The following is a 25,817-nucleotide window of genomic DNA, read 5'->3' on the forward strand; positions in this document are numbered from 1 at the left end:
ACAGTGCGGTGCACCGAGCAGGAGGCGCAGGCCAACCTGCTCGCCCGTACTGCAGCTGTGCGCGGCCGGAAAGCTGCGGTGCAGCCAGACGACACACCGCCCGAGTGCGGCCGCGGTGGCGGCTGTCGCCGAGATCCTGCAGGACGGCGACTTCTACCCCGCCGATCCCATCGCCGCCTTCGCCTGGCCACTGCTGCTCCAGGCCGGAGCCCTCGCCGAACTCGCCTCAGGGAAACTGGCGTTGACCACTCGCGGGCGGGCCGCCCTGACCGAGCCGCCCCATGACGCCCTGAGGCTCCTGTGGCAGCGGTGGCTGAACCGCGCCGTGCTGGACGAGTTCTCCCGTATCGAGGAGATCAAGGGCCAACGCGCGGCGGCGGTGCTGTCCGCCGCAGGGCCCCGCCGCAAGACGGTCGGCGAGGCCCTCGCCGCCTGCGCACCGGGGCAGTGGACCCAGGTGGACGACCTGTTCGCGGCCATGCGTAAGAGCGGGCTCAACTTCACCATCGCGCGCAGCGACCGCGCCCTGTGGAAGCTGTACCTGCAAGACCCGCAGTACGGCAGCCTCGGCTACGACGGATTCCACGACTGGCCCCTGCTCCAGGGCCGCTACACACTCGCCGTCCTGTTCGAGTACGCCGCCACCCTCGGCCTCATCGACATCGAGTACGTTCCGCCCGTCGGCGCCCGCGAGGACTATTGCGACAACTGGGGCGGCGACGACCTCGACCAACTCTCCCGCTATGATGGTCTGCTAGCCCTGCGCCTGAACCCACTCGGCGCGTACGCCACCGGCCGCGCCTCCGCCTACATTCCCGCGTCGGCCCCCGTCGACACAGACTGCCGCAGCGTCAGGGTCCTGCCGAATTTCGACATCGTCGCCCTCGACGGACTGCGTCCTGCCGACGCTCTGCTCCTTGACGCCTTCGCCGACAAGACCTCCGACCGGGTGTGGACCCTGAGCGCCGCCTCCCTCCTGAGAGCCCTGGACGCCAAGCGCACCGTGAAGGAGCTCCGGTGTCACCTTGCCCAAGCGTCCTTGCAGCCGCTGCCGCAAACCGTCACCACCCTGCTGGACGACACCGAACGCCGCCTCGGCAAGGTCCGCGACACCGGCCCGGTCCACCTCATCGAGTGCGCCGACGAAGCCCTGGCTACGCTCCTTGCGGGCGACCGCCGTCTGCGCGCCCTCTGCGCCCGCCTCGGTGAGCGGCAGCTGGCCGTCCCCGCCGAGAAGCTCCCCGCGTTCCGCAAAGCCCTGCTCGCCCAGGGCTACCCACTGGCCTGCACCCCCCCGGACGGATCCGCTCAGGCTCAAGGCAAGGGGAGCGCCCGTATCTGATCGGGGTGCGGCGGACGCCAAGGCCAGACCCGGTGCGACAGCTTTGGAACCTCACAGACCGTTCCTGGGTCGTGGAATTCTGCGCGTTGGTGCTGCCGGGGTCAGGTGCTGGTTGCCCCGAAGGTCTCGAGCGTGCAGCGTACTGCTCCGCTGCGCTCGATCCTGGCGTCGCTGGTGATCAGCGGAACACCGAAGCTCTCGGCGAGGGCCACGTAATGCGCGTCGTATACGGAGAGGTTGTTCGACAGCTCGCGTACGCGCTGCCACAGGACCAGCGTGGGGTGCAGGTCGAGAGCGAGGGCCTGGTAATCGGTGATCGCCTTCAGCGCCTCCTTTTCCGTGATCTTCGGCTTCTCCCCTCGCCGGCCGCGGGCCAGCCCGAAGACGGCCGAGGTGATCTCGTAGTCCAGCAGGCCCGGCGCTGCGAGAGTGTCGGCTCGGCCCACCCGCTCACGGATCGCGGTTCCGGTCTTGCCGTGGTCGAGGAGGACGTGCACAAGGCTGGAACAGTCGATGACGATCAACGTCGGTCCCGCCCGTCCTCGACGGCGTCGAGGATGTCGGTCGTACTGAGCTCGGTGCGGGTTTCACGCTCCAGGCGTGCGGCCATCTCCGCGAGGGTGGGCTTAGCGGCTTCCCGGGCGAGCAGGTCCAGGGCGTACGCCTGGAGTGACTTGCCAGCCTGTGCGGCGCGGACTTTCAGGGCGTTGACTGTGTCGTCCGGGACATCCCGAATGGTGATCGCGGTCATGCCTTTAGTTTAGCAGCGATGCAGGCGATATGCAGTCATTGCAGGTCGATAGGCGAGGAAGGGGCAGCGAATTTCTGCGATTGCCGGATGTGGATCATCTCTATGTGTCACCATGCGAGCGCGCTATGAAGCCGCACCACCCTTTGAGGAGCACGATGCCCGCGCCCACTCCCGAGCAGAGCGCGGCCGTCGATGCCTTCCGGCGCGGGGATCACCTCGTCCTGCAGGCCGGCGCCGGAACCGGGAAGACGACGACGCTGGCGATGCTCGCGGCCGGCACGGCCAAATCCGGCCGGTACATCGCGTTCAACAAGTCGATCGCGAACGACGCGGCCCACAAGTTCCCCAGCAATGTGCGGTGCAAGACCGCGCACTCGCTGGCCTTCGGCGCCGTGGGCCACAGGTATGGGTCCCGGATGAACGCGCCCCGGGTGCCTGGCTGGAAGACCGGTGCATCCCTGGGCATCGCCATCAACATGCGCATCCGCATCGGCGAGCGGAACGTCACCAACAAGGCGCTCTCCTATACCGTGCTGCGGACCGTCACCCGCTTCTGCCAGTCCGCGGACCGCACTATCCAGCGCCACCACGTCCCGCGCCTGCGCGGCATTGAAGCCGAAGACCTGCACGCCCAACTCGTCGACGTCGTGCTGCCGTACGCCAACCGGGCCTGGGAAGACGTCCAAAACCCCCAGGAAGGCGTCGTCCGCTTCGACCACGACCACTACCTGAAGATCTGGGCCCTGACCGAGCCCAGGATCGAAGCGGACTTCCTGCTGCTCGACGAGGCCCAGGACACTAACCCTGTCGTCGAGGAGATCTTCAACTCCCAGCGTAGTCACACCCAGCTGGTGATGGTCGGCGACTCGGCCCAGGCGATCTACGGCTGGCGCGGAGCCCGGGACGTGATGAGCGGCTTCGACGGCACCCAGCTGGCTCTGTCCCAGTCCTTCCGTTTCGGCTCCGCGCTCGCCGAGGAGGCCAACCGGTGGCTGCATATCGTCGACTCCCCGATCCGGCTGACCGGCACCCCGGCGATCAGCACCCGCCTCGAACGCGTCCGGGAACCGGACGCGATCCTGTGCCGGTCCAACGTCGGCGCGATGGTCGAAGTCATGCGCCTGCTGGAGGAAGGTCGCCGCGTCGCCCTCGTCGGCGGGGGCGAGGCCCTGCGGGCCCTCGCCCGAGCCGCCCGCGACCTCAAGGCCGGCAAGCGCAGCACCCACCCCGAGCTGATCCTCTTCGATTCCTGGGGCGAGCTCCAGGAATACGCCGAATACGATCCGTCGGGCCGTGACCTGCTGCCGCTGGTCGATCTTGTCGACGAACACGGCGTCGACGTCATCCTCGACGCGGTGGACAGACTCTCGGTCGAACAGGGCGCTGAGATCGTGGTCTCCACCGCACACAAGGCCAAGGGCCGCGAATGGGCCTCCGTCCGCATCGGCGAGGATTTCACCGAGCCGATGAACCAAGAGGAGACGGACGAGAACGGTGCCCCCTTGCCCGGCGACATCGACGATGCCGAAGCCCGGCTCGCCTACGTCGCCGTCACACGAGCCCGCCACAGACTCGACATCGGCGGCCTGGGCTGGATCAACCAGCACCCCGACGGCAACCCCGGCGGAACGCATCCGCGCCAGGACCGCGAACCTCCCTCTCCCTGGGACACGTTGGGGCCCTCTTCGAACTGAGCCGACACACCGGGGTGTGCCCGCCGGGTGCGGCCACACCTCCACTCGCTGCCGACGAAGGTGCTTTTGTCGAGGTCGGACAAGCATTCTCAGGTGCCCGTCTGGCCCCGTCAGGACCTACGCTTCCAGCCACGCGGCGCCCTCGCTGACCTCTTCCGGCTGCCCCACCGGTGGACAGCCGGTGGACAGACGCCTTTGGACCGTGTGTCACGGGGCGGCACAGGTCAACCTGTTGCACGTGCTCTGATCAGGCAGAACGTCACCCAACAACACAACGAGGCACCACGCAACACGATGACTCATGGTCTCGTAATGCGTAGGTCTCGGGTTCGAATCCCGAAGGCGGCTCAGAGAAACCCCAGGTCAGGTGCATTCTGACCTGGGGTTTTGTGTTGCCCGGGACATGGCAGGGCGCACGGCCGTGAACCCATGGGATGGCTTCTGTGAGCGGTGCGTGAGCGGAGGGGCTGAGCCACCCCACTGCTGTAGCTTTCTTCGCGGCCGCGCGGGCCGTCCTCGCCTCGTCTTGCTCTGGAGGGGACCAGCTCTGAAGCACTCATGCCCATTCAGGCGCTGTCGGCGGCCACACCCGACCTGCCGTCCTGTGTGATCAAGCCATGGAGGGGTTCTCTGGCCCAAGTCTGACCGTCTCCGAGAATCCGCTCTCAGCTCCGACAACCTCAGACTGCCGACGGCGGGAGTTGATGCACCTTCAAACTCTTGTTGCACAGGGGTACTTCGAGGGGCTACTGTCTTTTGCAAAGAAACGATCAATCCTGGAGTCCCAGCACATGGAGCTCTCGGTCGGAAGCGTTCTTCGCTTCCTGCTGGAGACCCACCCCGCGCCCACCACGTGATCCGGCACGTAATACCGCTGGACGGCGTTGTGAGGACCCGGGAGTGCCCAGACGTTCAGGACCTGCCTTACGTGCGAGCGCTGAGTGCCCTCGTGCGAGACGGAGGTCTTCAGAATGAACAGCGCAGCGTCTCCCCGATCCGTCGGCCCAGGTATCAGGGCATTCTGCGACGAATCTCTACGCTGTCGCACGGGCGGCACCGGGATCTACTTGATGTCGGCCGTAGTGCTGGCGTCCTACGAGGTACAACAGGCCCGGGACGTCATGGCGGCGTTACTTCTCAAGGGACAGCGCAAGCTTCACTGGCGGGACGAGTCCGCCAACCGGAGGCTCTTCCTCTCCCGGCGAGCGGCATCAATCGAGTCAGAGGTCGTTATCGCCACTTGGTGTGGGATGGACAGCGCACGTCAGGAGCGCCCCCGGAGGAAGGCCCAGCAGATACTACTCGCCGCCTTGGCCGATCGCGGCGTCACCGAGGCACTCTTCGAGTCCAGAGGGCCAGTCCGAGACAAGGGCGACATCGCTGGGTTGGCCGGGTTGCGCCGCTCGGGAGCGCTGCCGGACAGCCTGCGCGTGGGACACGTCGCGGGGCCTGCCGAGCACGCACTGTGGGCAGCCGATGTGGCCGTGGGAGCCTTCGGCGCGGCACTGGACGGCAAGCCCGAGTACTGGACCGAGCTACTCGGCGGCACGAAGGTGACGGTACTGAACTGCGGCCACTGTGACCTGCCACACGGCCCCGGTGCCACAGGCAAGCCGGACGCCCCGTGGTGCACGTCCTAAGCGCCATGCCGGCAGCGGCCGGACATCGCGAAGGCCAGGTGTCCGTCGTCCGGCGGATGACCTGGCCCCACTTCCGGGCCCTCCTGGGCCCAGCTCTTTCACTGTGCCTGTACTCCGTCACACGGTCAAGCGGGAGGCTTGCATGAGCGACACGGAAAATGAGCGGGACATCTCGGAGCAGGACTACCAAGATCGGTTGGAGGTGCTTCGGGATCGCGTCGCGCACCTCGTGGTCAGAGACCGTCGATCCGTCGAGAGCGCAGCTGAGCGACTGGTACAGAAGGCGGATGTCGAGATAGGGCACACGGAGGAGACCGCGGCAGAGCTCCTCGCCACCGTCGTTGATCCGCGAAGTGTCCAGGCATCACAGATCAGACAGCAGCGGGTGCGAGGCAATCGGGTGCTGAATTTGCTGCGCACCACGGTGTGGACGCCACTACTACTCGTCGACGCGACAAATGGCAGGTTCGTCGTTGGCCAGACGTATCTGTCCGATCCTCGGATTGGTGAGCTGGGCTCGGCGCACTTGGCTCTGCCTGCTCCAGAGTCTCCGCCCGCACTGCCTTCCCTCATCTACCGTGGATCTCGCGTGGCCGTGGCCGGTGCGCTGGACAGCAATGCTGCCTATGTCCTCCAGCACAACAACTGGATGGAGGACATCGCGGCTAACGGCATCCTCATGCCTTTGCTCGCCGGGCATGTGGAATTTCGCTTCAGCGACGGCACGCCGCGCCAAGCTGTAGGGGTTGTGGACGGCACGTCGCGGACCGCCTCGGCACACAAGCTTCTTGGGTTGACTGAATCCGAGATCCTCGCCATGGAGCCGACCGCGCAACGACGTTGGCTCAACAAGCAGATGCGTGATCTCGGGACGGAGGCGGAGCGGCTTACCGAGGCTGCTGGTATGGATCTGGCAGCGCTAATCCGTACTGAGCAGAAGCTCAATGCCCTGACTGCCGAGGCAGACCTCATTGTTGGCTGGGGCTGGGACGATAAGGCTACGCTTCAGCAGCGTACGGGTAAAGCAAGTTATGTCAGCACGTTGAATCTGGCACTCGGCGCACAGAACATTGAGCCGAAGGCATTCTCGGCGGAGGCTCAGAAGACTCTTCTGGCCGAGCGGGCAGTGAATACGTTGGCCGACTATGCTCTGCTCAGTCCGGATGAACTGGTTTTTGCCCTGGGGCGTGAGGGTCTGGCAGAGGTCGCCAAGAAGCTTGGCCTCAGTACCCATCGCGACGAACGCTGCGCATGGTTGATTCGACTGATGACTATTCCGAAGAAGGAAGAGCGGAAGGTCATCAACGAAGTACTCGGGGTGAAATCGTTCTCCGCGAAGGGGCGATCACCTTACGTCTTTGAACTGGCGCTCCGCTCCTTTTCTGGGCAGGACAGTCAGCTTCTGGACCGCGCGCGCAATGCCGCTGTGCATGCGCTCTGGACGAACGTGGGACACGAGTGGGAGGTCGTACCACGTCCTGAGGACGCTGACCTGGACAAGTTGGAGCGGGAAGCCCTCGCCGAGGTGGATGGTGGGGGAAGTGGTCCTTGCTGCTATGAGGTCGCTGCCCGGGCGGTCGTACCACTGCTGGCACTCGGTGGGCTGGGTGTAGACCGGGGGTCCGCCGCCTACCGTGGCCATGCCTCGGTGGTCGTCGACAAAATGATCACTAATGCCTGGGGGATCAAGCAGCTCATGGCTACCATCCGGGCTTCCCGGCAGCCGAAGCCGCAGTTTCCGCGGGTGGATGAGGACGGCCAGACAATCAGTGATGGTGAACGGTCTAACACACCATCAGCAAACAATGACTGGCTGCGCACCCGGGTTCTGATGAAACCAACAAGCACGCCGGCTTCCAAGGCGGATGAGGCCCAGCAGCGTACGTTCACGGGGCTTGCAGGAGCGCGCGCCGGCTTCGATGCTTATCGTGAGTTGATGGAGCCGCCCTATCAATCCTTGAACGGGGATGACTGGGTGACGGTGGCAAGGAATGCCCGTACTTTGTCGAAGGACCTCAGCCTCTACGTGGTCAGCGACGACTGAGCTTCAACCCGCTATGCCGGGCTCCGCGCGGTAGCCAGGCATAGCGGCCGCATTGCCGAGCCGGCTCCTACCCATGGCATGCAGAAGGGAGACGGTGCTCGTGATGCGCCGCGGGTTGGAGTCTGGTTGCCGTGGGAGCACCGGCATGTGGCACGAGGAGGGGGAGTCGGCGGCGCCGACAAGTTGCTGTTGCTTGTGTGCTTTTGCTCGACTCCGTGGGCGATTCACTGCCACTGCCCGCCGGGAGCATCCAGCCCATGGCGGATGAGAGCACCTGGCTATCTTGACGAAGGCCCAGCCCGACGGAGCAGGAACCCGGCGCCACTCGACACGAAAGCCGGACTGCGAACATACTCACAAGCCCACACAAGAAAAACGGCCCACCAGAAGACCGGCAGACCGTTGGGTGAGGTCGGGGTTAGAGCATGATGCACCCGTTGTTATGGGCGGAGGGTGTTGTACCGGGTGGTACGGCTGCTGAAGCGGTCGGCGATGTCATCGTCAACGTCCCCACGGCTATGAGTGAAATTGCCGCGACAGCCCACTTGCGGTTCACGTTGCACACTTTCTTCGAGACTCAAGATCGTTAGAGGCAACGTTACACGACTGGTGTGACTACTGGAAATTCGGTCAGGCTTCTACGTTCGTCGGCCGGTCGCCTTCGCTCGGTTCGTCGTCTTCGACGGTTGAGTCGCTCATCTTGTTTCCTATTTCTGCCAAGCGGCTGCTTAGGATGTTCATTTCTCGGGGATCGAGAGTCCGAGTTTCCCCGAGCCCTTGCTGCAGTATGGCGGATATGTCGGAATCTTGTCCCAGGGTGACCCGCACGTCGGCCAATGCGATGTGCGCTTCGACTATTTCGTCGAGGTCGTGTATGCGGGCTGCCGTGGCAACGGCTGTCTGGAGGTGCTCGGTCGCGACGTCGAGTTTTCCCATGGCGAGGTTCGTTCTGCCCAGGCAGCGGTGCGCTTGTGCCATCTGATGGCCCGCGCCGATGGTCGTGGCGACTTTGAGCGCATCCAGATGGCAAATCAATGCCTTTTCATTGTCGCCTCTCTTGCGATACGCTTCACCGATGCCAATTAGCGTGTCGGCCTGACTCTTTCTGTCGCCCAGTGATCGAAACTCCAGGAGTGATTCCTGATGCAGGGGAAGGGCCGTGGCTGCGTCACCGAGTTCCGTGAGAACGCTGGCTAGATTAGTGCGCACCGTCGCTTGGTCGTAACGGTTTCCAGTCGTTTCGAGGAATGACATGGCCTCCTCGAATGAGCGGCGGGCAGATTCTTGATCCCCTTTGCGCCGGTACATGTCCCCTACGTTATTGAGTGTTCTCGCTGAAGAGGTTTTGTCGGCTGTTTCGGTGAATCCGGCGAGGGCCTTTTGGAAGTGGTCGAGTGCGCGATCATGTTCCCCTAGGAATAGTAGGGTTATGGCGATGTTATTATAGATGCGCGCCTTTTCCCAGGCGTTGCCGGATTTGTCTTGGATGGCGAAAGATTTTTGTAGGAGACGAAGTGCGGTGAGGTTCTCACCGAGATGCCAATTTAGTGTTCCCGCTATTCGTAGTGCCTCGGCTTCGGCTTCCGAGTCGCCCGTGGTGCGGGCGATCGCCAAGGCCCGCTCGCCGGTCTCGGCTGCCTCGGTGTACCGCCCGGTGTTCGCGTGGGTGGTGCTCAGGCACAGCAGTGCGCGGCACAGGGCGGGTTGGGGGCCGGTCTCGGCCCAGTGTGTGACGGCGTGCTGGAGTGCGGTCTCAGCGTCTTGCCAGTGGCACTCCGCGTCGAGGAAGCCCGCCAAGGCGTAGGCGAGTTGGGCGGCGCGTTCGGGATGTCCGTAGGTGTGAGCGTTTTCTGCGGCGGCTAGCAGATTTGCGCGTTCGGCAGTTAGCCAGGACCTTGCTGAATCAGGATCGGGCCAGTTCGGCACCGGTGCCCGAGCGCCGTTGTGCTGGGAGTCCCGCCGCATGCGGCGGGGATACACCAGACGGTCAGCCCGGTCGGCGGCTTCGATGTAGAAATCGGTCAGCCGGCGTACGACTTGGTTGCGCTCCTGCTCGCTGTCTTCGGAGATGACCAGCAGGCGGGCATATTCGCGTAGTAGATCATGATATCGATACCGGTCCGGCGTTAATTCCCGAAGGAGATGGCACGCCAGCAAGTCTTCCAGCAGTCGCTCGGTGTCCCCCGGTGACAGGTCCAGCATGGCTGCTGCCACGTCGGCTGTGAAGTCGGCGCCCGGGTGTAGCCCGAGGCGGCGGAACGCGGTGCGTTGCGCGTCGGTGAGGGTGTGGTAGGAGAGGTCGAATGCGCGTGTCATCTCATTGTCGGCGTCCCGGATTTCGGCGAGGCGGCCTGGGTTGCGGGCCAAGCGCTCGCTGAGGGTTCTCAGTGTCCAGGAGGGTCGGGCCCGAAAGCGGCTGGCCACTAGTTCGATAGCCAGGGGTAAATGACCGCATAGATCGATAATTCGCCGAACTTCCCTGAGGTTCGACGTGCGATCGTCGCCTGCGAACCTACGGAAGAGGGTAATGGCGTCGGGTGTCGGCAGGACGTCCAGCGCGACGGTGCGGGCGTATGGGATGCCGGTGAGATGGCGGCGGCTTGTGGTGATCACCAAGGACGCTGAGTTGCCGGGCAGGAGCGGAATGATCTGTGCCGAATTGGCGGCGTCATCCAGCACGATGATGGTTCTGCGCTCGGCCAGCATGTTCTGCCATAGAACGATCTGCTCTTCCAGATCGACGGGAATGGCTTGGGCAGGTGCACCCAGGAGTCGTAGGAGGGTGGCCAGTGCGGCGCTCGGGCTCAGCGGTTCCTGGGCTGGGGAGTGTGCCCGCATGTCCACATAGAGCTGTCCGTCAGGGAACCGCCTCGCCAGCCGGTCCGCGGTTCGTATGGCGATGGCCGTTTTGCCGACACCGGCCATGCCACTGACCGCTTCGAGTGAAATGACTGATCCGTCCGCTGTGGTATCGACTGATTCAGTCAGGGCCCGTATCTCGGTGCTCCGGCCGACGAGCGGCGGCTGGTGGGGGAGGTTCCTCGGCGCAAGCTGCGTTGATGCAGGTGATCGGAGCGAGAGCGGTGTGGTTGACGGTGCCGTCGAGCCTCCGGTCAGGTCATGGGTCGGCACATGGTCAAGGATGCCCTGGTGGATCCGGTTCAGTTCGGGACCGGGCCGCGCGCCGTACTCCGCCATCAGCAGGTGCCGGGCTTGCTGGTGGACCCGCAGGGCTTCGGTGTACCGTCCGCTGCCGTAGTACGCCAGCATGAGCTGGCCGAGCAGCGTCTCGTCGCCGGGATGCTGGTCGGCCAATGCGGACAGTTCGCTGACCAGATCTTCGAAGTGACCCAGCCGCAGCCGGGCAGCTATGCGGGACACAGTGGCGCGCAGTCGGCGCTCCGTCAGTGTCCGGCGTACGGTCTCAGCCCACAGGCCAGGAAGTCCCGTGAGCGGCTCGTCCTGCCACAGTTGTTCCGCGCGGGTGAGTATCTCTACCGTGCGTTGATCGTCCCCAACTGTCGATGTCCCGGCGATGCGCTGGAACAGGTGCCAGTCGATGGAGTCGCCTTCGGCCTGCAGGACGTAGGTATGGGCTCGGCTGATGATGCGGGGCATCCTCTTGCTCGGGCCGGCGCGGCGCAGGTGTTTGCGGATCCGCGAGACGTAGGTGTGGGCATTGTCGCGGGCGTGCGCGGGTGTTTGGCCGTCCCAGAGCCGGTCGATAAGAGAGTCCATGGAGAGAGAGCGGCCCACGTCGAGTGCGAGCGAGGCCAGCACGATGCGTTCCTTGTCGGATCCGAGCTCCATCCTGTGTCCATCCAGACGGAGTCCCACGGGACCGAGAATGAGGATTTCCACCAGCGCCCTCCCGCTGGTTCGTCCGTTATCCGACGAGCATGACACCAGCGGGAGGAGGCCGCCAGGTAGCGTTGAGATCCTGGCTCAATTGCTCTGCTGACTATTTTTGGCCTGATGCTGATCGCATCATTTCGACCTTGGCCAGGGTAGGACCGAAGTGGCTCGTTTAGGTAGCAACTGACAGGCGGGGGTGGACTGGTGGATTCAGCACCGGGGGGAAACCACAAGAACACCATCGGCGGGGCGGCCCAGATTCACGGACCCGCGATCCAGGCACGCGACGTGCACGGCGGAATTCACGTGCACGAGGCGGCAGCCGGCGCGATGCTGCCGGCCCCTCGTCAGCTTCTTTCTGTGCCAGTTCACTTCACCAACCGGCGCGACGACATGGCGGCTCTGGACGGGCTGTTCGCGAACGCCGGAACAACCGGCTCCGCGCTGCCGCTGATCGTGGTCAGCGGCAGCGCGGGGGTCGGCAAGACCACCTTGGTGTCCAAGTGGCTGCGCACGCTCGGCTCCGAGTTCCCGGACGGTCATCTTTATGTCGACCTGCGGGGGCACACGAGCGCCGGCCCGGCTGACCCGGCGGAGGCGCTTGGGCAGTTTCTGCGAGCGCTCGGCGCCGGCTCGGTGCCCGCGGATCTGGACGAGCTGTCATCCCTCTGGCGCTCCTACACGGCGGGTCTGCGGATCGCGGTGATGCTCGACAACGCGTTTACCGCTGCTCAGATTCGGCCCCTGCTGCCCGGTGGGCGGGGCAGTCTTGTCGTGGTGACCAGCCGCCGCACGCTGTCCGGACTCGGAATGGACGGGGCGAAGTTCCACCGGCTCCAGGCACTCGACCCGGACGACGGCGTGGAACTGCTCACCCGCGGAATCGGCAAGGACCGAGTCGCGAACGAATTGCCCGCCGCTCGCAGGATCGTGGCACTGTGCGCCGGTCTCCCGCTCGCTGTCTGTCTCGTCTCAGCACGGCTGGCGTCCAGGCCCAGGCAACCTGTGGAGTCAATGGCCTGCGCACTCACCCCCGATGCAGACCGCCTGGACGCACTTGAAATGGAAGGGGAGGCAACCGTGCGCAACGCCCTCGATGCGTCGTACGCGGTCCTGACGGCGGAGACCGCCCTCGTCTACCGAACACTCGGCTTATTGCCGCTCCTCACCTTCGACGCCCTGACCGCTGCTGCGGCGTGCGCACAATCCGTGACTTGGGCGGAGCGATGTTTCGATGAGTTGATCGAGGCCAACCTCATGGAGGACACCGGCCCCGATACCTATCGGTTCCACGACCTCGTACGAGTCCACGCCCGTGATCGCGCGACCGCGGATGACACGGACCGGGCACGAGGGAAGAGCCTGCGAAGGACCTGCGACTGGTACTTGCAGACCGCGACCGCAGCACAGGCACGGCTGACCTCGGCCCAGTTCACCCTGCCCCGAACATACGCCCACCCATCCGATCTGCCCGCCCCCTTCACCGACGACGTCAGTGCTCTCGCCTGGCTGGATGCCCAACGGCTGAACCTCATGGCCATGGTGAAGACCGCCGCCCGCAGCGGCTGGCACGCAACGGCGTGGCAACTCGTCGACGCCCTGTGGCCGCTGTTCCTGCGACTGCGCCACTACAACCTGTGGTTCGAGGCCCACGAGATCGGCCTAGACGCTGCCAGACACGACGGCAACGGAGAAGCAGAGCGCCAAATGCTCAACTCAGGAGCGATCGGACTGAGCGCCGCCCGCCGTTTGAGCGACGCCACCGTCTGGTACGGGCTCTCACTCGAAGCCGCTCGCGAAGCGGGCGATGCACGCGATGAAGGACAAGCGCTGCTGGGCCTCGGCACCTGCCACCGGGAAGCCGGGGAACTGACCGATGCCGTGCCGTATCTGAACCGGGCCATCACGGTGTGGGAAGACTGCGGCTATCCGCGAGGTGCCGCACTGGCCCGGATCGTTCTCGGCGAGATCGAACTCGTCAGGAACAATCCGAACGTTGCCGTCGCATACTTCACACGGGCCCATGACGCTCTGGTATCCGTGAACGATCCGCACGACGCGGCGCGCTCCCTCGCCTTCCTGGGCCACGCCCGAGCGCAGAAAGCCGAGTACACCGCGGGCACGGCTCAGATGGAGGAGGCACTCGCGGTGTTCACCACCACCGGGGCCAAGCATTGGCAGGCTCGCACCCTGGAAATGCTCGGCCGCAGCGCCCTGAAGCACGGCGATAACGCGGCCGCCGAGGGCTTCCGCGCCCAAGCGCTTGCCCTGTACGAGATCACCAGCCCAGCCGACGCCCGCAGACTCAGCAAACCCGCGGACCAGCCGGATGGCCGCCCCCCGCAACAGCACTAACCTGTGGCCGGCATACGACCAAGGAGCACTCGTCAGTGGCGGATGCCAACTCTCGCAGCGAGCGGCCCGACACCAGCCATCCGTGCAGGCAGGACGGCAGCAGCCACTGCTCGGGCGGTATTTTGCCCGGCACCATGGCGATGCGCAGGTCCCCGCCCCCGAGAGCCGCCCAACCACCGCAGAGCAGAGGCACCGCGGCGAGACGGCAACCGGCATGGGCGGAGGCGATTCCGGTCAACCACCGCCCCGCGCCGTCAACCGATCGGGGATGGCTGCTGTACAGCACATCGGCACAGTCAAGCCATCGTCGTTCCCGGCAGGCGTCGGCGTCCACGGCGAAATGCTCGTCCAGGACAGGCCCCCCTCGGGGATCCGCAAGACCGGCGCGGGCCACGAGGACGCAGTTGCCGGAGGGCACGCTGACGGTCAGAGACCGTGTCGGTCCCGGCATGGAGCGGACATCCAGCGGCGAGGTCCAGGCACCCGGCGAGGAACTGGTCTCACACAGTTCGACGGTGACATAGTGCCTCATGCCGATACCTCCCCTTGCCCGTTCGCCCAGCTTCCCAGCGCTGGCGGCTCCGGCAGTGGAACGGTCACCGGTTCATAGGCAGGCTGGCCCAGCCCCAGCACCCGATACATCAACCGCCGCATATTGCGGCCGAAGTGCCCCGGTTCGGACGTGATACTCGATGCGATGGCCACATACTCATCCCGGCGGTACTCGGCCCTGGCATAGTGCAGCTGGTCGACGAGTGGATGGGACGGGGAGAGCACTGGAGCGACGACAGCAAGCGTGGCAGCAGGGGAAGACGGGTTGATCTCCTGCTCCGGCGAACTGGCCAGCAGGATCGGGGCTCCGGTGAGCGTTCCATACAGCGTGACCGAGCCGTGGTCGCCAATGATCCAGTCCGCGGCGATCAAGACACTGCGCCAGTCCCCTTCGGGCGGCACAAGGCCGATCCCCCTCTGACTGCACTGTGCCAGCCATGCCTTGACCTGCCACGCACCATGCTTCGACCATACATTCGGATGCGCGAGGACGGCCGTACGGTACTGCTCTGGAGGCAATTCGCCCATCAGACGGGGCAGCAGCATATCGAACCGCGCGAAGGACGAGTGGGGCCCCCAAGTCGAGACGGCGACGACCAGCTTTTGCTTCTCCGCGAGCCCCAGAGCCCGACGGTACGCGGCGCGAAGGGGCAGGCTCGCCGTGATCCGGTCGTGTACCGGATCGCCGACGACGTGTGCGACGGAAAGTACTTCTGGGCAGTGGTGTGCCAACTCGCGCAATTCAGCACGGTGCGGCAGTACCACTGCGGCTGGCAGTTTCCCGCCTGGGATGAGGTCCCGCTTCCGCATTCCTGCGATACCGGCGTCTGACACTCCGGTGATGCGTTTGAGGTACGCGGCGCCGTGCGGAAGTGTGATCAGTGGTGCGTCCAGTCGCTCCACACCGCCCGGCCCCGCTGCCAGGGCGAGGTCGAACCTCGTATTAGTGGCTTCCTCCCACGACAGCACCGGGCTACCGAGCCGTGCGAGGAACTGAGGCACTTCGTCACCGAAGACGTGCGGCGGCATCGTGAATACCACCTGCAGCCGGAAGTCGGCTTCCAGCAGCGATAGGACATTCAGCAAACGCTTAACGTATGTGACGGTGTGGACCACGGCCAACACCTTCTTGCATCCGACCAGCGTCAGCCACTGGCGTGCCTCGGCTCCCGGCGGTCCTGCGGTCGCACTCAATGCCGACATGATGTCCCCCTGTTGTCTGCTCTGTGGGTCCCCGAACTTCTCTCTGCTGCGAGATTCCCGGCCCGACAGACGGAAGCCCTGCGCACCCCTTGCAGAAACCTTGCCGTTGTCTGCGAGGAGCGGGACTGCCGGCGCGGGGACTTCCTGGGCAAGGCGCTGGTGTCCACGAACTGAGGTTCACCTCGCAGCGGGGAGTCCGTGACAGCAGGGGACGGTGGTTGTCATGGCGGAGAAGCGTCGGAAGGGACGCCTTGATCGCCCGGCTGATGGCGGAGAACGCGGCTCTGAAGAAGGAGAACAAGGGAGCTGGGGGCAGGTTCTGCAAGTGGTGCGATCGCCAACCCCGCCGGAGCATGCTGGTGATCCTTATTGGTCCGACGTCAGAGGGGCACGGTTCGACCGACGCCGACAGCTTGGCACGCGGCACAGCGGTATTCCTGCGCGCAGGCGGCGATACGTCTACTGTGGCTATTGTCGGGCGACTGGAATTAACCCCAAGGACCCTAAATGGAAGTCGAGTTGGCGGCACTGGCGACGTCGGGAGCTACTACGGTGGTCGCTCTGATGGCGACCGAAGGTTGGAATGCGGTGAGGTCGCGGGTCGCCGCGCTGCTGCAGCGAGGCAGCCGGGCGCAAGAGGACCCGAATCGAGTCGAGGGTGAACTGGAGCTGGAACGCCGTGAGGTGGCGGACCGGGACGGGGACGACGCGGCGGTGATCGCCGACCTTGAGGCGGTCTGGAGGATCCGGTTGCGTCAGCTGCTTCGCGAGGACCCCTCCGCATCGGCCGCGCTCCGGGAACTGATCGCGGAGAACAGTCCCGCTCGGGGCGCAGTCCATAACACCATCAGCGGCGGAGGGTTCCAACAGGGGGTCATCCAGACGGGAAGCATTCACGGGGATGTGCATCTGGGGTGACGCGGTCAGGCGGATGCCGTCCTGCTGTGTGTCAGCACCGTCAGTGAACTCGGCAGCGCCAGGCGTCGATCTCGCAGAACTGGTGAAAGGCCGCACCAGTCGAGTGTTGGGCAGCCGCAGCCGCAGCCGCAGCCGCAGCCGCAGCCGCAGCCGCAGCCGCAGCCGCAGCCGCAGCCGCAGCGGCATGGGGCAACCTGTTGAACGTGCTCTGATCAGGCGCAAGGCCACCACGCGGCATGGTGAATCACCATGCGGCATGATCGCTCATGGTCTCGTAATGCGTAGGTCTCGGGTTCGAATCCCGAAGGCGGCTCTGTGGAAGCCCCAGGACTCACTCGCCGTGACCTGGGGCTTTTGCTTTGCCGGTGATCGCGGATGGTGTGGTGGTCGGCCGGGTATGGCGGGTGGGTCCGGCCGACCACCACTGGGCTATCCACTTACCAGCGGTTGGCCAGGGTGCGTTTTGGGGTCTTCGTTGGTGTGGTGGTGCCGCCTGTGATCACGAAGGTGGAGCCCGGTTGGGTGACTATGTTGCCGTCCGTTGAGTTCGTGATGGTCACGTTGGTCAGGGTCGCGTCGCCGCGGGCGCCGCTCATGGCGAGGATGCCGGCGCCGTTGTTGGATTTGTCGATCTTGACGTTGTTGATGGCGACGCCTGGCATCGTGCCGCCGCCCGTTTTGAACTGGATGCCGTCGTAGGTCGAGTCGTGGATGTCGGTGTCGCGGATCGTGACGCCGGGGATGTCTCTGCTCTGGGCGAAGAGGGTGATGGCGCCGAACTCCTGGTCCTCGTTCCAGAAGGCGCCGCCGGTGCGGTGGAGGGCGTTGTTGGCGATCAGGGTCTGGCCGGAGAAGGGGAGGGGGTCGTGGTCCGTGGCCAGCATGATGCCGGGGTAGTTGGCCGTGTCGTAGACCAGGTTGTTCTCGATCTTGTTGCCGTAGCCGCCGTAGACCGCGATGCCGGTCGCTCGCCAGGGCAGTTGGATCGTGTTGTTGAGGAACTGGTTGTCGTGCGCGATGTCCGTCGACGGGTTCTTCACGTAGCGGTTGGCCCAGACCGCCAGGGAGTCGTCGCCGGTGGTGCGGAACGAGGAGTTGAAGACGCGGGAGTTGCTGGTGCCGTTGGTGAAGTTGATGCCGTCGGCGTAGGTGTTGCGGATGCGCATGCCGCTGAACTGGAGGCCGTCGGCCGGGCCCCAGAGGTCCGGGATGTTGTCGTAGTCACGGCCGACCCAGACGCCCACGTTGGCGTGCTCGATCCAGACGTTGGAGATCTTGGTGTCCTTGCCGAAGCGGCCGTTCAGGCCGACTCCGCCCTCGGCGCCGCCCGGGCCGCCGCGGATGGTGCCGGAGCCGAAGATGGCGATGTCGGAGATCTGGGTGTTGTCGTCGATGTCGAAGCCGAAGTTGCCCTCGTGCGGGTGGTTGATGCTGCCGACCGCCTGGTGCGGCTCGGTCAGGGTGTAGAGCTGGGAGTGCCACATTCCCGCGCCGCGGATCGTGACGTCGCTGATGCCCACCTGGTTGTACTGTCCGCGGTCCAGCGGGTCATCGGTGAGGATCTTCTTCTCCTGCCGCCACTGCCCCGGCGGGATCCAGACGCACGCGATGTCACCCTCCTGGTCGGCCGTCACCGCGCGCTGGATGGCGGCCGTGTCGTCGATGCCGTCGTCGGGGACCGCGCCGTACTCCGTGATCGAGGTGCACTCCGCCGGCTTGCTCGCCGGTGGCGCCACCTGCTCCAGGTCGATCAGGTCGATGATGTAGAACGCGGCCGAGTCGCCGGCGTCGCGCTGCAGCCGGAACTTGGTGCCGACCGGGTAGGTCGTCGGCAGCAGGGCGTGCGACTCGTCGAACAGGCGACGGGCGTCGGCCTGGGGCGTGTTGGTCAGGGCCTCGGGGCCGTCGGTGTCGCCGTACAGCCAGCTGTGCTTCGAGGAGAGGGTCAGCTTCCGGACGAAGGTGTCGTTGGCGTAGAGGCTGATGGTGGCCTCGGTCCCGCCGCCGTTCGGGGCGTCGGGGATGGAGTTGCGTACGACGATCGAGTTCGAGGGGTTGGCCGAGGTGAACTCGACGAACTGGCCGGTGGAGTTGAGCCGTACCGACTTGCGGCCCGAGGACTCGGTCGCGAAGTTGGTGTGCCCGAAGGTGCGCAGTGGGTCGGTCTCCAGCAGGGTGCCCTGGTACCGGGCGGCTTCGGCCTCGTACTCGACGTACGGGACGGCCGCCCCGCGTCCCACGACGATCGACCGCGAGAACGCGTTGTTGGTCTCGTTGGTCTCGGCGACGACGTTGGTGGCGTCGGCGGTGGCGATGATCGTGGCTCCGCCGTTGGTGGCGGTCCAGGTGCCGTTGACGCTCACATCGGCCGTCGCGCCCGCGGCGATCGGCGGGGTGTCGGTGTTGAGTGTGGTGCCGCCCACCACCACGCGGGTGACCGTGGTGACGCCGGAACTGGTCGTCCCGCGGTTCTTCACCGCGACGGTGAACCTGACCGCCGCTCCGACGGCCGGGTTCGCGGGGGTGGATTCGATGCCGAGCACCTGGAGGTCGGGGCCGGGGCTCTGACCGACGACCAGGTCCGAGGGCGCCGTGAAGCTGTTGTTGTCGTTGTCCTGCTCGACGATCGTGTCGGTCGGGTCCACCAGCGCCGTGACGCGGTAACTGCCCGCCGGACGCTTCCCGATGTCGACCGGGACGGTGGCCGAGGCCCCCGCGGCGAGCGCGGACACCGGAGCGCTGCCCGCGACCACGCCTCCCAGGCTGACGTTCACCGTGGTCGCGCCGGCGGCGGCCGTTCCCACGTTCCGTACCGTCGCGTTCACCTTGGTCGCGTCGCTCTCCACGGGAGAGGCGGGGGTCCACGACAGCGCGGAGACGGTCAGGTCCGGATTGGGGGCCGGGGCGCCGATCACCTGGAGTTCGGCGACCTGTCCGCCGGTCGCGCCGGTGTTGCTGAAGATCTGGAGCTGTACGTCGGCGGCGCGCCCGGTGACCGGGATCGTGACCGTGTTCTGGTTCGACGCCGGGTTGAAGGTGTAGTCCGCGCGCGCCACGAGTGAGGTGAAGGCGGTCGCGGCCTGGTCGCGGCCGAGTATCTGGAGGTTCTGGGTACGGGTCGCCCACACCGCGTCGGGGTTGAGCTTGATGACGACCGAGGTGATGTCGGCGTTGGCGCCGAGCTTCACCGTCAGCGTCGACGGGTGTCCTGCGGACTCCCAATAGGTGGCGGTATTACCGTCGTTGGCGTTGCGTGCGACGTACGTGAAGACCGTCGACGAAGCCTCGATTGGCTTGCCGCGGGCCAGATCGGAGCCGTCGGCGCCGCCGCCGCCGTCGCCACCGCCGCCGCTCTCCGGACCGTAGACCTCGAACTCGGAGACCTGCGCGGCGGGCCAGCCCGTGTTGCCGGTGATGTTCAGCCGTACGTACCGGACGGTCGCGACGGTGAAGTCGATGGTGACGGTGTTGCCGGATGCCGGGGCGAACGACTGCCCCTGCGCGGCGGAGAGGGTGCTGAAGGTGGTCCCGTCGGTGCTGCCCTGTACGGCGAGAGCCTGCGTACGGGCTTCCCAGGAGGCCGGCAGTTTGAGCACCACGCGGTCGGCCTTGACCTCGCCGCCCAGGTCGACCCGGATCCACTGCGGGAACGCGTTGGCCGGCCCTTCCCAGTACGTCTGCTGGTTGCCGTCGGTGACGTTGGCGGCGGGATGGTTCCCCTCGGACCCGCTCGCCGAAGCCGCCTTGCCCTGGGCCAGGTTGGGACGTTCTGCCGCGTAGGCGGGGCCGGAGCCGGCGGCCGGGACGGGCAGGAGCCCGACGGTGATCAGGGCGGCGATGAGCGCGCCGATGATCAGCCGTCGGCGGGGCTGTTTCCGTTTCATCGTGTGTCCTCTGTTCGGTCGGAACGAGGGAGCCTGTCGGGACGAGAGCCTGTCGGGACGAGAGAACGGACAGCCCGCGGGACCGGGCCGGCCGTACGACGCGCGGGTGCGTGGGGGGCGAGATGCGCGGTGCGGTCGCAGCAGACGAGGTCGAGTCCATGCTGTGAAGTTGCACGAAGAGCGCAAAAAAATTGAGCTAGTTATCTACGTTTTTGCGAGTCAAAGGTTGCAATCATGTCACTGGTTTGTCAACGGTTCTCGCACGCCTGCCGAGTCGCCGCTCGGGCGGCGGTGTCGACCGCACCGAGCAGTGCCCCCAGTGATGTCCGGCGGTGGGATCGGGCCCGTGCTCGACCAGGCCGTCGCGTGCGAGTCCGTCGACCGTCTCGGTGACCGACCGTGCGGCGAAGCCGAGTTGTCCGGCCAGGGAGGACAGCCGGGTGGGGCCTTGGCGGCCAGTTGTTCCCCGGCAACCTCCTGGTCCCGTTCTCCCAGCCGGTCACGGCGGGTCTGGCCACCGTCGGCGGAACCCGGCTGTACGTGTCCCGGGGGGCCGGGGCGTCCGTGCCGCCCGCACGGGGCGGGGCCCCGCCCGAGATCACCGTTGTGGAACGGCGAGCCGTGTGAGCCCGGTGACGCGCGGATCCGTCCTCTGTCAGTCGCCCATGAAGACGACGCGGCGCGAGGGGCCCGCCGTGCCCGGGGCCGCCGTGGTGAGGGAGCGGCCCGCGGGGACGGCGCGGTCGCGGCCCCAGGAGCGGATCTCCTCGATCTGTTCGGGGTTGGTGCGGCTCATGGGGGAGGCGTTGGCGAAGGTGTCCTCGACGAATGAGGGGTCGAGCCCCTGCGGGTCGTCGCCCCGGAGGTGGAGTTCGGCGCCGACGTCGTGGAGGGCGGCTTCGATGTCGGAGCCGGCGAAGCCGTCGGAGAGGTCGACCAGCAGATCGAGCCGGTCCGGGGCGGGCTCGGCCTTGACGTAACGGCGGTAGTAGAGCTGGATGATCTCCTTCCGGTCCTGCGCGTCCGGCAGGTCCACGAAGAAGAGTTCGTCGAAGCGGCCCTTGCGCAGCAGTTCCGGGGGCAGGCTGCGGACATCGTTGGCGGTGGCGACGACGAACGCGCGCGAGTCGGACTCCTGGAGCCAGAAGAGGAACTGACCGATGATCCGCTGCGGCACCCCCGACATGTCGTGGCTGCCGGCGAGGCCCTTCTCGATCTCGTCGATCCACAGGATGCACGGCGCCACGCGGTCGGCGGTCTCCAGCGCCTCGCGCATCCGGCCCTCGGACTCGCCGAGGTACTTGCCGTGGATGCTGGCCATGTCCAGCCGGTAGAGGGGCAGCCGCCACTGGGACGCGATGGCCTTGGCGGAGAGCGACTTCCCGCAGCCGGGCACGCCGACCAGGAGGGCGCCGCGGGGCGGGCGGAGGCCGGTGCCGCGGAGGTCGGAGTGCATCAGCTGGTGCTTGCGCCGCAGCCAGTCGCGGAGATTGGTGAGCCCGCCGATTCCGTAATCCTCCTCGCTCTTGAGGTGGATACGTTCGAGGCCGGCCAGGTCGCTGAAGATCCGGTCCTTGGAGCGGGCGAGGGCGAGGACGTCGTCCTTCTCCACGGAGCCCTTGGCGACCAGCGTGGCCATCAGGTTGACGGCCTCGCCCTCGGTGACGCCCTGGAGGAACTCCGCGGCCCGGCGCGCGTCCTCCTCGGTCCAGGCGATCGGGACGACCCCGTGGTGGTCGGCGAGGAAGCCGTGGATCGTCGTGTACATCTCGTCGGGATCGGGGAGTTCGAGCTGAAGGCTCATCCCGAGCCGCTGGAGGCCGCTCCAGATCGGCTTGTCGGTGATCAGGACCAGGCTGCCCGCGTTGGCGTCGGCGAGCCTGGCCAGTTCGGCGACATGCCGGGTGAAGGGGGTGTCGGTGTCCAGGTCGTCCGGGTCCACCAGCACCAGGGTCGCGTTCGGCCGGCTGCTGAACTGGGCCGCCGCGAACTCCATCGCTCCCGTCAGCGAACGGTCGTCCTGCACCGTTGCGTTGGACCGCAGATCCCGCAGGCCGGTGGCGCGCGTATAGATCCAGAACGGCAGTGCCGAGCGGCGCGGCTGCGCGGCGATCTCCTTCACGAGGCGCAGCGCGCGCGGCTGTTCGATGGTGCGCAGGCCGATGACCGGCACGCGTGCGGTGAGGTAGTTGTCCAGGTCGTCGCGGCACTCGCGGTAGTTCGGCATGCGTGGCCTTCTGCTGAGGGAAGGGAAATATGAGGGGGGCGTTCTCAAGAAAAGGGGGCGTTCTCAAGAAAGGGGAAGGGGGGTTACGGCGGGGTCACCCGGCGCCTGCCCGTCGCCGTCGGGTCGTACGACCAGCCGCCGGTCGCGGCGGGCTCCGCCGCGGGTACGGGCGGTGGCGCGGAGGTCACCGCCGTGAGCGGGTTGTCGCGCAGCGTCCGGCGCCGGGCTTCGACGCGGCGCGGGTCGCCGCCCTCCGACACCATGCTCTCCACGGCCCGTTCGAGGTCGTGTTGCAGCGAGCGGGTCGCGTCGTCCACCATCTTCAGCAGCTGGGGGCGCAGGTCCTCGGGCAGCCCGGGGTGGGTCGCCAGGGCCCGTACGGGATGCAGTCCCGACCGGGCCTGCGCCAGGGCGCGCCCGACCGAGAACTCGTCCGCCGCCTCGCCGAGCGCCGCGGCGAGCGCGTCGGCGCAGCGCTGGAGGCGCGCGGAGAGCGCGTCGGTGAGCCGGAGCCGCAGCCGGTCCCAGGTGTCGGCGGCGAAGTCCTCCTGGCGCAGGGCCGGCAGCCCCGCGCCCTCGGACCGGCCGCCGGCCGCCCAGTCGGTCAGGAACGCGGCCCAGGTCTCGTACGTACCCCCGTGGGCCCAGAGACTCCCGCTCACAGGTCCTTCTTCGGGCGTCGTACGGTCATCTCGCCCGGCGGCAGCGGCTCCCAGTCGGGCAGCCCCTCCACCACCTTGCGCAGCCGGGAGGTGGCCCGCTCCTTGGGGCGCGCGGGGGCGGACGCCCAGGGCGAGGCGGCCTGGGAAGGCGCGGCCTGAGACGAGGTGGCCTGGGGCGTGTGCGGGACCACGCGCCGGGGCTGCTGTTCGGGGATCACGATGTCTGCTCCTCCGCCGGCTCGGTGACGGTGCGGCCCTCGTACGGCGACGAGGCGTGCGCGGCGGTCGCCAGCGAGGCGATCATGGCGCGGGTGGCGGCTTCGACGGCGTCCGCCCGCTGGAACCGGCTCTGCCAGTCCGTCAGTTCGGCGCGGGCCGCGCGCAGGGTCCCGACGGATTCCTGTTTGGCCCGTTCCAGGGACTGCCGCGCCGTCTCCTGGAGCTTGCGGGCCGCGTCGGCGCGGTTGTGCAGGACCAGCGCCCACACCCCACCGACGATCAGCGCCGCCACAAAGGCGAAGCCGACGTGGAACGGACTGAACAGCAGCAGGACCGCGAGCACGATCCCGCCCGGCAGCAGGGCCTTCTGCCGCCAGGGGAAGGCGAGCGAGTCGATGAACGGCCGGGCGTGTCCGTCCCAGTGCGCCGCCAAGGACGCCTCCAGCGTCTCCAGCGGGGTCGTGAACGAACCCGACCACGGCGGCAGCGCGAAGGTCTGTGCCCCCACGCCGTGCGTCGTGGCGAAGTACGCCCCCACGTCCGGCGGGATCGCCGCCCGGTAGTCCCGGCTGAAGGAGGCGTGCGCCCGCTTGAACCAGCTGTGGCAGGCGGCCACCGAGAGCCGCTGGGTGGCCGGGGACGCCCCGATGGCCCCCGGGTTGAGAGCCGAGGTGGTCTGGACGGTGAGGTAGTCGAGAGTCTCCTCCAACGACGCCGAGTCGATGTCGACGGCCTGCTTCGCGGCGTCCCGGTCGCCGCCGTTGTCGATGACGGCGTTGTTGAAGGCCAGATCGCGGCGGAGCGGCAGCTCCTCGTCGTCGTACTCCCCGACCAGCCGGTCCAGGATGTCGTCGACCGCGTCCTCGATACGGTCCGAGGGCTCGGACTCGCGCGCCATCATGGCTGTGTACTTGTCGAGTACGGCCTGCTGGGCGCGGGCCGAGGAGAGCACGGCGTCCAGTTGGGCCCACTCCGGGGACACCGCGGCGAGCCGTGGGAAGTCGGCCTGGGCGGACGGCGCGCGCATCGAGTCGATCTCCGCCCGCCAGCGGGTGACCTGGGCGGTCTCGGTCGCCTCGTCGGCGAGCAGCGTCTCGCGCCAGGTGGCGAGGGTGTCGCGCAGCAGCTCGCGCCCCGCCGCGCCGAACGCGCCCTGCGAGATCGATTCGAGGATCACCGCGAACTCCCGGCCGAGCGCCGCCGGGTCCTGGACATTGAGGTAGTGGCGCAGCCAGCGCACCGCGCCTGCGTGCCGTCCCTGGCGGCGCAGCACGAGCGCGAAGAACAGCGAGGTCCGGTCGGGGGAGCGGCGGAACGCCTCCTCCACGGCGCGCTCGCACAGCGACTGGTCGTCCGCCGCCCAGCTGGACAGCGCGATCAGCGCGGGGGCCAGCCAGTAGCGCGGGGTCTGGATCATGAGCTGCTCGCCCACGTTCCGTACGGTCTCGTCGGAGACCAGACCGGTGTCGAAGGCCTGGAGCATGCCGACCGCCGAGCGCCTGACCACCTTGTGATGGCCGAACTCGTGGTCCATCTTGTCCTGGATCACCCCGACCCGGGTCTCGGCCTGCTGGATGTTGGCCGTCAGCTCGGCCTGCCGCACGAACGTCATGAAGTCGGCGCGCAACTGCTGGAGTTCGGTGCGGGTCTCCTGCTGGGCCTGGCCGACGGCCGACACCTGGCCGGAGACCGCTCCCACCTGTTCGCCCAGCCGCACCACGAGGCTGTTCACGCGATCGACCTGGCGCCGCAGGTGGTAGTCCACCTCGGACATGGATCCTCCGTCGTTGTCTTCGGCTCTGTAGCTCTGGAGTTCTTGGGTGTGCGAGGCCGGTGGGCGGCTCTACGGGCGTACGACCGAGCCGTCGTCCAGGACCGGCAGCACCGTCCCGCCGGCATAGACCTCGACGTACTCATAGGCCCCGGACCGCACCAGCATCCGGGCCGCCGCGAAGGGTTCCGGCATCGGATCGCCCGGGGCGAAGTGGTCGATGATCGTGTGGAAGAGGCTGAGCCGGTGGTCCACGAAGGGCGGCCCGAGCCGGCACACGGCCACGAAGCCCACCGGGACGTCGCCGTACGACGTGGCGTACTGCTCGCGGATCCAGCCGGACAGTTCACGTACCGCCGCCTCGTTCAGCCCGGCGTCCAACCGCCGTACGGAGTCGAGCAGTTCGCGCGTACGGTCCCGGTAGCGGTCCCGCGAGAGGGCCGGGGGGCCCGCCGGCTGCGCCGACGCGGTGCTCCTGCCCGGTGCGGCGCCCGGCCCGGCGGCGGGGCGTACCACCCGGCGCGGCCCTTCGATGAATCCCATGAGTCCCCCAAGATCCCCCGTGTGTCCTGCGTCCGTCCTGCGCGGCCTGAACCGCGCGGGCTCAGAACAATAGCGACGGCACCTCCATACTGCTAAGCGCCGGGCGGCTCCGACAGCGGACAACCGAAGTACGCCCGGTAAGCGCCCAGTTCACGAC

Annotated in this window: 16 protein-coding genes; 6 read left to right on the forward strand and 10 right to left on the reverse strand. The window is 66.9% G+C overall.

Features of this window, described 5'->3' with window-relative positions:
• The first annotated feature begins 115 nt into the window (after nucleotides 1–115).
• Entirely contained in the window at nucleotides 116–1,342 is a 1,227-nt protein-coding gene (locus tag IF11_RS36860; RefSeq protein WP_240627981.1) for a helicase-associated domain-containing protein, read from the forward strand.
• Between the two features lie 101 nt (nucleotides 1,343–1,443).
• Here IF11_RS36860 and IF11_RS0121455 read toward each other — a convergent pair whose 3' ends face one another.
• Both IF11_RS0121455 and IF11_RS0121460 read right to left on the reverse strand, forming a co-directional pair.
• Complete coding sequence (locus IF11_RS0121455) at nucleotides 1,444–1,866, reverse strand: type II toxin-antitoxin system VapC family toxin (RefSeq protein ID WP_030353290.1); 423 nt, start codon at nucleotides 1,864–1,866, stop codon at nucleotides 1,444–1,446.
• A complete protein-coding gene (locus IF11_RS0121460; RefSeq protein WP_030353291.1) occupies nucleotides 1,863–2,093 on the reverse strand; it encodes a FitA-like ribbon-helix-helix domain-containing protein in 231 nt (76 codons plus the stop codon). The genes IF11_RS0121455 and IF11_RS0121460 overlap by 4 nt, the downstream gene beginning before the upstream one ends.
• 155 nt (nucleotides 2,094–2,248) lie before the next feature.
• Here IF11_RS0121460 and IF11_RS0121465 point away from each other — a divergent pair, with 155 nt between their 5' ends.
• From IF11_RS0121465 to IF11_RS0121475, 3 genes are all read left to right on the forward strand, one after another.
• Entirely contained in the window at nucleotides 2,249–3,787 is a 1,539-nt protein-coding gene (locus IF11_RS0121465; protein WP_051746110.1) for a UvrD-helicase domain-containing protein, read from the forward strand.
• A gap of 971 nt (nucleotides 3,788–4,758) precedes the next feature.
• A complete protein-coding gene (locus tag IF11_RS0121470) occupies nucleotides 4,759–5,427 on the forward strand; it encodes a hypothetical protein (RefSeq protein ID WP_133243349.1) in 669 nt (222 codons plus the stop codon).
• Between the two features lie 142 nt (nucleotides 5,428–5,569).
• A complete protein-coding gene (locus IF11_RS0121475; protein ID WP_030353294.1) occupies nucleotides 5,570–7,471 on the forward strand; it encodes a hypothetical protein in 1,902 nt (633 codons plus the stop codon).
• 630 nt (nucleotides 7,472–8,101) lie between these two features.
• Here IF11_RS0121475 and IF11_RS0121480 read toward each other — a convergent pair.
• Nucleotides 8,102–11,281, reverse strand: a complete 3,180-nt coding sequence (locus tag IF11_RS0121480) for an AfsR/SARP family transcriptional regulator (RefSeq protein ID WP_063759202.1) — start codon at nucleotides 11,279–11,281, stop codon at nucleotides 8,102–8,104.
• Nucleotides 11,282–11,530: 249 nt separating this feature from the next.
• Between IF11_RS0121480 and IF11_RS0121485 the strand changes: the two genes are divergently transcribed.
• Nucleotides 11,531–13,681, forward strand: a complete 2,151-nt coding sequence (locus IF11_RS0121485; RefSeq protein WP_338119984.1) for an AAA family ATPase — start codon at nucleotides 11,531–11,533, stop codon at nucleotides 13,679–13,681.
• Between the two features lie 528 nt (nucleotides 13,682–14,209).
• On the opposite strand, the gene IF11_RS0121490 is transcribed toward IF11_RS0121485, so the two are convergent.
• Entirely contained in the window at nucleotides 14,210–15,436 is a 1,227-nt protein-coding gene (locus IF11_RS0121490) for a hypothetical protein (protein ID WP_030353297.1), read from the reverse strand.
• 507 nt (nucleotides 15,437–15,943) lie between these two features.
• On the opposite strand from IF11_RS0121490, the gene IF11_RS0121495 reads away from it, so the two are divergent.
• Nucleotides 15,944–16,354 (forward strand): hypothetical protein, encoded by a 411-nt coding sequence (locus tag IF11_RS0121495; protein ID WP_030353298.1) that lies wholly within the window; start codon nucleotides 15,944–15,946, stop codon nucleotides 16,352–16,354.
• 437 nt (nucleotides 16,355–16,791) lie between these two features.
• On the opposite strand, the gene IF11_RS0121500 is transcribed toward IF11_RS0121495, so the two are convergent.
• The 6 genes from IF11_RS0121500 to IF11_RS40980 form a co-directional block, all read right to left on the reverse strand.
• Entirely contained in the window at nucleotides 16,792–20,238 is a 3,447-nt protein-coding gene (locus IF11_RS0121500; protein ID WP_030353299.1) for a CARDB domain-containing protein, read from the reverse strand.
• Between the two features lie 655 nt (nucleotides 20,239–20,893).
• On the reverse strand, nucleotides 20,894–22,465 hold the full coding sequence (locus IF11_RS0121510; RefSeq protein ID WP_030353300.1) for an AAA family ATPase: 1,572 nt from the start codon (nucleotides 22,463–22,465) through the stop codon (nucleotides 20,894–20,896).
• Between the two features lie 83 nt (nucleotides 22,466–22,548).
• Nucleotides 22,549–23,127 (reverse strand): hypothetical protein, encoded by a 579-nt coding sequence (locus tag IF11_RS0121515; protein WP_030353301.1) that lies wholly within the window; start codon nucleotides 23,125–23,127, stop codon nucleotides 22,549–22,551.
• Nucleotides 23,124–23,345, reverse strand: coding sequence for a hypothetical protein (locus IF11_RS40975; protein WP_051746111.1), 222 nt, complete (start codon nucleotides 23,343–23,345; stop codon nucleotides 23,124–23,126). Before IF11_RS40975 ends, IF11_RS0121515 begins: the two co-directional genes overlap by 4 nt.
• On the reverse strand, nucleotides 23,342–25,120 hold the full coding sequence (locus IF11_RS0121525) for a hypothetical protein (RefSeq protein ID WP_030353302.1): 1,779 nt from the start codon (nucleotides 25,118–25,120) through the stop codon (nucleotides 23,342–23,344). Before IF11_RS0121525 ends, IF11_RS40975 begins: the two co-directional genes overlap by 4 nt.
• A gap of 69 nt (nucleotides 25,121–25,189) precedes the next feature.
• Complete coding sequence (locus IF11_RS40980) at nucleotides 25,190–25,660, reverse strand: hypothetical protein (protein ID WP_030353303.1); 471 nt, start codon at nucleotides 25,658–25,660, stop codon at nucleotides 25,190–25,192.
• Nucleotides 25,661–25,817 lie beyond the last annotated feature (157 nt).

It is taken from the genome of Streptomyces scopuliridis RB72 (assembly GCF_000718095.1).
GTDB lineage: Bacteria > Actinomycetota > Actinomycetes > Streptomycetales > Streptomycetaceae > Streptomyces > Streptomyces scopuliridis.